This window comes from Streptomyces sp. NPDC060209 (assembly GCF_042728155.1).
Taxonomy (GTDB): domain Bacteria; phylum Actinomycetota; class Actinomycetes; order Streptomycetales; family Streptomycetaceae; genus Streptomyces.
On sequence record NZ_JBHWZS010000391.1, the window covers coordinates 1 to 7,160 of the forward strand.

Genomic DNA, 7,160 nt, shown 5'->3' on the forward strand with positions numbered 1-7,160 from the left:
CCCGCGGCCGGAGCCGCGGTACTGGTAAATCCGCACCACCGAGCAAGTTCCGGCGGGCCATGTCGGTCCACTGGTACGCCTGGACCATGGTCGCCCCGGTCGTGATCGTGATCGGCGTGATCATCGGATATCCGCTGGTCCGCGGCATATACCTGTCGCTGACCGACGCCAACGAGCGCAACGTCGCACGGTCCATCGGTGTCAACGAACTGCCCGCCACCTACGAGTTCGTGGGCGTCGACAACTACGTCGACGCGCTGACGGGTACCCAGTTCCTCGGCACGCTCGGCTGGACGCTGGTGTGGACGGTCTCCTGCGTGGGCATCACCTTCTGCCTGGGCATGGCGCTCGCCAACATCCTGAACCGCCGCATCGCCGGACGCTCCGCCTACCGCATGGCCCTGATCCTGCCCTGGGCCATCCCCGGCTTCGTCTCGGTGTTCGCCTGGCGCTTCCTCTACAACGAGGACCGCGGGCTGCTCAACAAGGTCCTCGGCGGCGCCGGGATCGACGGCATACCCTGGCTGAACGACCCCACCTGGGCCAAGTTCTCCGTCATCGCCGTCAACGTCTGGCTCGGCGTCCCGTTCATGATGGTCGCCCTGCTCGGCGGACTGCAGTCGATCCCCTCGGAGCAGTACGAGGCCGCGGAGATGGACGGCGCCACCGCCTGGCAGCGCTTCCGCCACATCACGCTTCCCGGACTGCGCCCGGTGTCCACCACGGTGGTCCTGCTCTCCACCATCTGGACCTTCAACATGTTCCCGGTGATCTTCCTGCTGACCCGCGGCGGACCCGGTGAGGCCACCCAGATCCTGGTCACCCAGGCGTACAAATTCTCCTTCGAGATCAGCCCGCGCGACTTCGCGCAGTCCTCCACCTGGGGCGTGCTGATCCTCGTACTCCTGATGCTCTTCGCCATGGTGTACCGGCGAGTGCTCCGCACGCAGGGAGACAACTGGTGACCACCGCCACCGCAACCTCCGCACGGCACGGCGCCCCCAAGGTCCGCCGGCGCGGCGACCGCTCGCCGCTCGCCTCCACGGCCCTGCACCTCACCCTGATCATCGCGTCGGTGATCGCGGTCTTCCCGGTGCTGTGGGTCCTGCTGACCTCGCTGAAGCCCGCCAAGTTCGCGACGACGACGGACTTCTTCAAAGAGACGACGTTCGAGAACTACACGAACCTCATCAAGGACACCGAGTTCCTGAGCTGGTTCGGCAACTCCGTGATCGTCGCGGGGCTCTCCACCGTCATCGGTGTCTTCGTGTCCGCCACCACGGGCTACGCCGTCAGCCGCTTCCGCTTCCCCGGCAAGCGCGGGCTGATGTGGACGTTGCTGATCACCCAGATGTTCCCGGTCGCCGTCCTGATCGTGCCGATCTACAACATCATGTCGACCATCGGGCTGCTCAACCAGCCGGCGGGCCTCGTCATCACCTACCTCACCATCTCGGTGCCGTTCTGCGCCTGGATGATGAAGGGCTTCTTCGACACGATCCCCCACGAGATCGACGAGTCGGGGCAGGTCGACGGGCTGACGCCGTTCGGTACGTTCTGGCGGCTCATCCTGCCGCTGGCCAAGCCCGGCCTGGCCGTCACCGCCTTCTACTCCTTCATCACCGCCTGGGGCGAAGTGGCGTACGCCTCCGCCTTCATGGTCGGCGACGAGAACCTCACGCTCGCCGGCGGACTGCAGAAGTTCGTCAACCAGTACGGAGCCCAGTGGGGCCCGATGACCGCGGCGTCCGTGCTCATCGCCATCCCGGCCGCACTGGTCTTCCTCTTCGCGCAGAAGCACCTGGTCACCGGCATGTCCGCCGGAGCCGTCAAGGGCTGACGCACCCAGTCCCGCACGACCGCACGCAACGTCACGGCGGCGCCGGATCCCCGACCCGGTCCCGGCGCCGCTCCCCACCCAGACACCCCAGGGACGACATGACCCAGCACCTCGCTGCCCCCTCCACCGGCACGTCCGACGACGCCCCGGGCCACCGCACCGGCTGGTGGCAGGACGCGGTGATCTACCAGGTCTATCCGCGGAGCTTCGCCGACGGCAACGGCGACGGCATGGGCGACCTCGCGGGCGTCACCGCCCGGCTCCCGTACCTCCGGGACCTCGGCGTCGACGCCGTCTGGCTCAGCCCCTTCTACGCCTCCCCGCAGGCCGACGCCGGCTACGACGTCGCCGACTACCGGGCGATCGACCCGATGTTCGGCACGCTCCTCGACGCCGACGCGCTGATCCGCGAGGCTCACGGCCTGGGGCTGCGCATCATCGTCGACCTGGTGCCCAACCACTCCTCCGACCAGCACGAGTGGTTCAAGCGCGCCCTCGCCGAGGGCCCCGGCTCCGCCCTGCGCGAGCGCTACCACTTCCGCGCCGGCAAGGGTGCCGACGGCGAACTCCCGCCCAACGACTGGGAGTCCATCTTCGGTGGCCCCGCCTGGACGCGGACCACCGACCCGGACGGCACCCCCGGCGAGTGGTATCTGCACCTCTTCGCGCCCGAGCAGCCCGACTTCAACTGGGAACACCCGGCCGTCGCCGATGAGTTCCGTTCCATCCTGCGCTTCTGGCTCGACATGGGCGTCGACGGTTTCCGCGTCGACGTCGCGCACGGCCTCGTCAAGGCGGAGGGTCTGCCGGACCTCGGATCGCACGACCAGCTGAAACTGCTGGGCAACGATGTCATGCCGTTCTTCGACCAGGACGGTGTGCACGAGATCTACCGCAGCTGGCGCACGATCCTCGACGAGTACCCCGGCGAGCGCATCGCGGTCGCCGAGGCATGGACCCCCACCGTCGAGCGCACCGCCAACTACGTGCGCCCCGACGAGATGCACCAGGCCTTCAACTTCCAGTACCTGTCGACCGCCTGGGACGCAGCCGAGCTCCGCGCCGTCATCGACTCCTCGCTCGACGCCATGCGTCCGGTGGGCGCCCCCACCACCTGGGTGCTCTCCAACCACGACGTCACCCGGCACACCACCCGCTTCGCCAACCCGCCGGGCCTGGGCACCCAGATCCGTACCCCCGGCGACCGTGAGCTCGGTCTGCGCAGGGCCCGCGCGGCGACCCTGCTGATGCTGGCGCTGCCCGGCTCCGCCTACGTCTACCAGGGCGAGGAGCTGGGCCTGCCGGACGTCACCGACCTGCCCGACGAGGCCCGCCAGGACCCGTCGTTCTTCCGCGCCGAGGGCCAGGACGGCTTCCGCGACGGGTGCCGGGTGCCGATCCCGTGGACCCGCGAGGGCAGCTCGTACGGCTTCGGCGACGGCGGCAGCTGGCTGCCGCAGCCCGACAGCTGGGGCGCGCTCTCCGTCGAGGCGCAGTCCGGCACGGAGGGCTCCACCCTGGAGCTGTACCGCGCCGCGATCGCCACCCGTCGCGAGCACCCGGGCCTCGGCGCCGGCACGGACGTCGAGTGGCTGGACGCACCCGAGGGCGTGCTCGTCCTCGGCCGCCCCGGCTTCGTCTGCACCGTCAACACGACGGGCGCGCCGGTGCGGATCGCCGCCCCCGGCACCCTGCTGCTCGCCAGCGCCCCGGTCGCCGTCGACGGCGCCACGATCGAGCTGCCCGCGGACACCACGGTGTGGTGGACGGTGTGACCGTCCCCGCACCCAGGACCGGACCGGCGCTGCGGCTCTCCGACATCGCCGGTCAGGCCGCGGTCAGCGAGGCCACCGTCAGCCGTGTGCTGAACGGGAAGCCCGGCGTCGCGGACACCACGCGTCAGCGGGTGCTCGCGGCGCTGGACATCCTCGGCTACGAACGCCCCGTACGGCTGCGGCAGCGCAGCGCGGGACTGATCGGACTGGTGACACCCGAACTCACCAACCCGATCTTCCCGGCGTTCGCGCAGTCCGTGGAGCAGGTGCTCGCGGGGCACGGCTACACGCCCGTGCTCTGCACCCAGCTGCCCGGGGGCGCCACCGAGGACGAACTGGTCGAACAGCTCGTCGAGCGCGGCGTGGGCGGCATCGTGTTCCTGTCCGGGCTGCACGCCGACACCTCGGCCGACCCGGCGCGCTATGCGGCGCTCACCGAACGCGGTGTGCCGTTCGTCCTGATCAACGGCTACAACGAACGCATCAGTGCCCCGTTCGTCTCGCCCGACGACCAGGCCGCCGTACGGATGGCCGTCGGTCATCTCGCCGAGCTCGGGCACCGGCGGATCGGCCTGGCGATCGGGCCGCAGCGCTATGTGCCTTCCCGGCGCAAGCGCGAGGGCTTCGTCGACGCGGCCGTCTCGCTGCTGGGCATGGACCGTGAGGAGGCCGAACTCCTCGTCTGCTCCACCTTGTTCAGCGTCGAGGGCGGCCAGGTCGCGGCCGGCGCCCTGCTCGACGCGGGCTGCACCGGCATCGTCTGCGGCAGCGACCTGATGGCGCTCGGCGTGGTCCGGGCGGCGCGGGGGAGAGGCTTCGACGTCCCGCGTGACGTCTCCGTCGTCGGCTTCGACGACTCGCAGCTGATCGCGTTCACCGACCCGCCACTGACCACGGTGCGCCAGCCCGTGCAGGCGATGGCGGCGGCGGCGGTGGGTGCGCTCCTGGAGGAGATCGGCGGGAGCCCCGTGCAGCGCACGGAGTACGTGTTCCAGCCCGAGCTGGTGGTGCGGGGGTCCACGGCGGCGGTGCGCGGCGCCTGAGGCGGCGCGGGAACACGAGACGAGGGGCCGGGTCCGGAGGGGGGATCCGGCCCCTTTCGCGTACCGCTTCGGGCAGGTGTGGCAGCGAGCTGGCGGCGACCGGTAACGTAGCTCTCTTCGGTCGGTTCGACCTTCCGGAGTCCCGAAGGCGACAGCCCATGACTCACCCCGACCGGACACCAGCACGCCTGCGCCTCGAAGCGGCGCTGCACGACCTCGCCGCCACTTTCCGCGGGATGACCGCCGTCCCGGACGAGGTCAACTGCACGTGCCACTGGGGCAGCGAGGACGAGCTCGCCCAGCTCAAGACTCCGGATGTGGAACTCGACCCGGACCTGCTGCGGCGCACGTGGGAAGCGACCGACTGGAGCGATCACGGGGCGGTGCTGCGTCGCATCCTGCCTCAGTTCGCGGCAGCCCTTGTCGACGGACAGGTGGAACCACTCTTCGACATGGGCGACGTCGGCCAGTCCTTCGCGCGCGGCCGGTGGCAGCGTTGGCATGTCGGCCAGGCAGCTGCCGTGGAGGAGTTCCTGCACGCGTGGTGGGCCGACAGCCTCACGGCGCCCGACGCCGCCGTGCCGGCGCCCGACGTCTTCGCCCTGTGCGCCGAGGCCTCGGGCACGGTGGCTCCCTGGCTCGGGGTATGGGCCGGGACGGCCCACCCCACGGCAGACAGGCGGCTGGTGGAGGCCGTGGGCCGATGGGAGTACGACCTGCTGGGTGACGAACTCCCCTGGTACGCCTGGGAACACGACGAGAAGAGGGTCGGCGAGCTGAGCACCTGGCTGGCCGTGCACGCCCCCGCACGGCTCGCTTCCCAGGGTGCTTCCGAGGAGATGCACCACGCGGTACGGCTGCTCGGCATCCCCGGGCCTGCCCGCTGGGAGGACCCGCACTGGCCGGGGCACACCTACTGAGCCGCCGTCTCGCGTGCCGGCCGGTGAGCCGCCGGCCATTCCGTGGCCGATCGGCCATGGAACTGGGGCTGGCTGGGCAGCCTGTTCACTCGTTGGAGTGAGCCACACGTGGGACAGGCCCTCCACGGACCGTGTCTTGGTGGCGCGGCCTTTCTGCCACCGGCTCTGCCACCGGCCCGTGCTGGGGGTATTGAGGGCCTGGGGGTCAGCTGATTCGCTTGACCTGTTGCGCTCAGCCGCTACGTGGCGGACGCCCCGCCGGCTGCCAGCCGCTGTGTGATCCGGTCGAACAAGTCCGTCAGCGGCGCACCGACGTCCTGGCCGAACTCAGTCAGCCCGTAGGTGACCTGGGGTGGCGTCGTCGGCTCGACCTTCCGCCAGACCAGGTCGTCCTGGACCAGTGCCCGCAGTGTCTGAGCGAGCATCTTCTCGCTGATGCCCTGGATGCTGTCGCGCAGCTCGTAGAACCGAAGGTCGGTGCTCCGCAAGGAGATCAGCACCCAGATACCCCACCTGCTGGTCACGTGGTCGACCACGTCGCGCGCAGGGCAGTCGGTGTGAAACACGTCATACCGATTGCCCGCCTCGGCCTGCGTCAGCTGCGCGCCTTCTGTCATGTCCGGAGCTTACCTCTGGGTATGCTCTTACGAAAAGTAAGCCTGCCTCCTAGCGTCAATTGCCGCAGTGCACAACGGACTAGGAGCTGAACATGATCGTGGTGACCGGGGCTACCGGGAATGTGGGCCAGCCTTTGACGCAGGCCCTGGCCGAGGCGGGCGAGCAGGTGACGGCGGTGTCACGGCGCGCGGTGGCAATGCCGGACGGGGTCCGGCACGTGCCGGCCGACCTGGCCGATCCGCAGGGCCTCACCCCCGCTTTGGAGGGGGCGAAGGCGCTGTTCCTCCTGCTGTCCGGCGACCTGCACGCCCCCGAAGCCAGGCCGACCGACATTATCGACCTGGCTGCTGCCAGCGGGGTCCGCCGAGTCGTCCTGCTGTCCTCGCAGGGCGTGGCGACCAGGCCGCTCGGCCCGTCGCGGATCGCGATGCGCGCGGTGGAGGACGCGTTGAGAGAGTCCGGCCTGGACTGGGCCGTCCTGCGACCGGGCGGCTTCGCCTCCAACGCCTTGGCGTGGGCGGAGTCCGTCCGCACGCAAGGGACGGTCGCCGCACCCTTCGGCGATGTCGGGGTTCCGATCGTCGACCCGGCGGACATCGCCGAGGTCGCGGCGGCCTGCCTGCTGGACGACCGGCACAACGGTGGAATCTTCGAGCTGACCGGTCCCGAGGTGATCACGCCCCGTCAGCAGTCGGAGGCCATCGCCGCCGCGCTCGGCTCGCCGGTGCGGTTCCACGAACTCACCCGCGAGGAGGCCAAAGCCGCGATGACCCAGTTCGTGCCGCCGGAGCTCGCCGACGACACCCTGGACATCATCTCCGCCCCGAACCCCGTCGAACTGCGGATCAGCTCGGACGTGGAACGAGTCCTCGGTCGCGCTCCGCGCCCCTTCAGCAACTGGGTCGCCCGCAGCATCGCCGCTTTTCGCTGAGGCACAACTCAGCTGAAGCGCCCGGGCAGCCTC

At 70.1% G+C, this 7,160-nt stretch carries 7 protein-coding genes; 6 read left to right on the top strand and 1 reads right to left on the bottom strand.

What is annotated here, in order from left to right; all coding sequences use genetic code 11:
* The 5 genes from ACFWFI_RS39140 to ACFWFI_RS39160 all read left to right on the top strand — a co-directional run.
* Positions 1-965: carbohydrate ABC transporter permease (locus ACFWFI_RS39140; RefSeq protein ID WP_387400124.1), on the top strand; the 965-nt coding region annotated here is incomplete at its 5' end.
* On the top strand, positions 962-1,840 hold the full coding sequence (locus ACFWFI_RS39145) for a sugar ABC transporter permease (RefSeq protein WP_387400126.1): 879 nt from the start codon (positions 962-964) through the stop codon (positions 1,838-1,840). The genes ACFWFI_RS39140 and ACFWFI_RS39145, both read left to right, overlap by 4 nt.
* A 98-nt stretch (positions 1,841-1,938) precedes the next feature.
* On the top strand, positions 1,939-3,615 hold the full coding sequence (locus ACFWFI_RS39150) for a glycoside hydrolase family 13 protein (protein WP_387400129.1): 1,677 nt from the start codon (positions 1,939-1,941) through the stop codon (positions 3,613-3,615).
* Positions 3,600-4,658: a LacI family DNA-binding transcriptional regulator gene (locus ACFWFI_RS39155; RefSeq protein ID WP_387400132.1), complete on the top strand. Its 1,059-nt coding sequence runs from the start codon at positions 3,600-3,602 to the stop codon at positions 4,656-4,658. Before ACFWFI_RS39150 ends, ACFWFI_RS39155 begins: the two co-directional genes overlap by 16 nt.
* Before the next feature lie 158 nt (positions 4,659-4,816).
* Positions 4,817-5,578 carry a hypothetical protein gene (locus tag ACFWFI_RS39160; protein WP_387400134.1) on the top strand — a complete coding sequence of 254 codons (762 nt, stop codon included), beginning with the start codon at positions 4,817-4,819 and terminating at the stop codon, positions 5,576-5,578.
* Positions 5,579-5,817: 239 nt separating this feature from the next.
* Here the strand turns inward: ACFWFI_RS39160 and ACFWFI_RS39165 are convergent, their stop codons facing one another.
* Positions 5,818-6,195 (bottom strand): winged helix-turn-helix transcriptional regulator, encoded by a 378-nt coding sequence (locus ACFWFI_RS39165; RefSeq protein ID WP_387400137.1) that lies wholly within the window; start codon positions 6,193-6,195, stop codon positions 5,818-5,820.
* Between the two features lie 92 nt (positions 6,196-6,287).
* Between ACFWFI_RS39165 and ACFWFI_RS39170 the strand changes: the two genes are divergently transcribed.
* On the top strand, positions 6,288-7,127 hold the full coding sequence (locus ACFWFI_RS39170) for an SDR family oxidoreductase (RefSeq protein WP_387400140.1): 840 nt from the start codon (positions 6,288-6,290) through the stop codon (positions 7,125-7,127).
* The last annotated feature ends 33 nt before the right edge of the window (positions 7,128-7,160 follow it).

Excerpts from the sequence above, each read along its gene's own strand:
- ACFWFI_RS39170 (WP_387400140.1), top strand. The coding sequence starts at position 6,288 with ATGATCGTGGTGACCGGGGCTACCGGGAATGTGGGCCAGCCTTTGACG.
- ACFWFI_RS39160 (WP_387400134.1), top strand. The coding sequence starts at position 4,817 with ATGACTCACCCCGACCGGACACCAGCACGCCTGCGCCTCGAAGCGGCG.
- ACFWFI_RS39150 (WP_387400129.1), top strand. The coding sequence starts at position 1,939 with ATGACCCAGCACCTCGCTGCCCCCTCCACCGGCACGTCCGACGACGCC.
- ACFWFI_RS39165 (WP_387400137.1), bottom strand. The coding sequence starts at position 6,195 with ATGACAGAAGGCGCGCAGCTGACGCAGGCCGAGGCGGGCAATCGGTAT.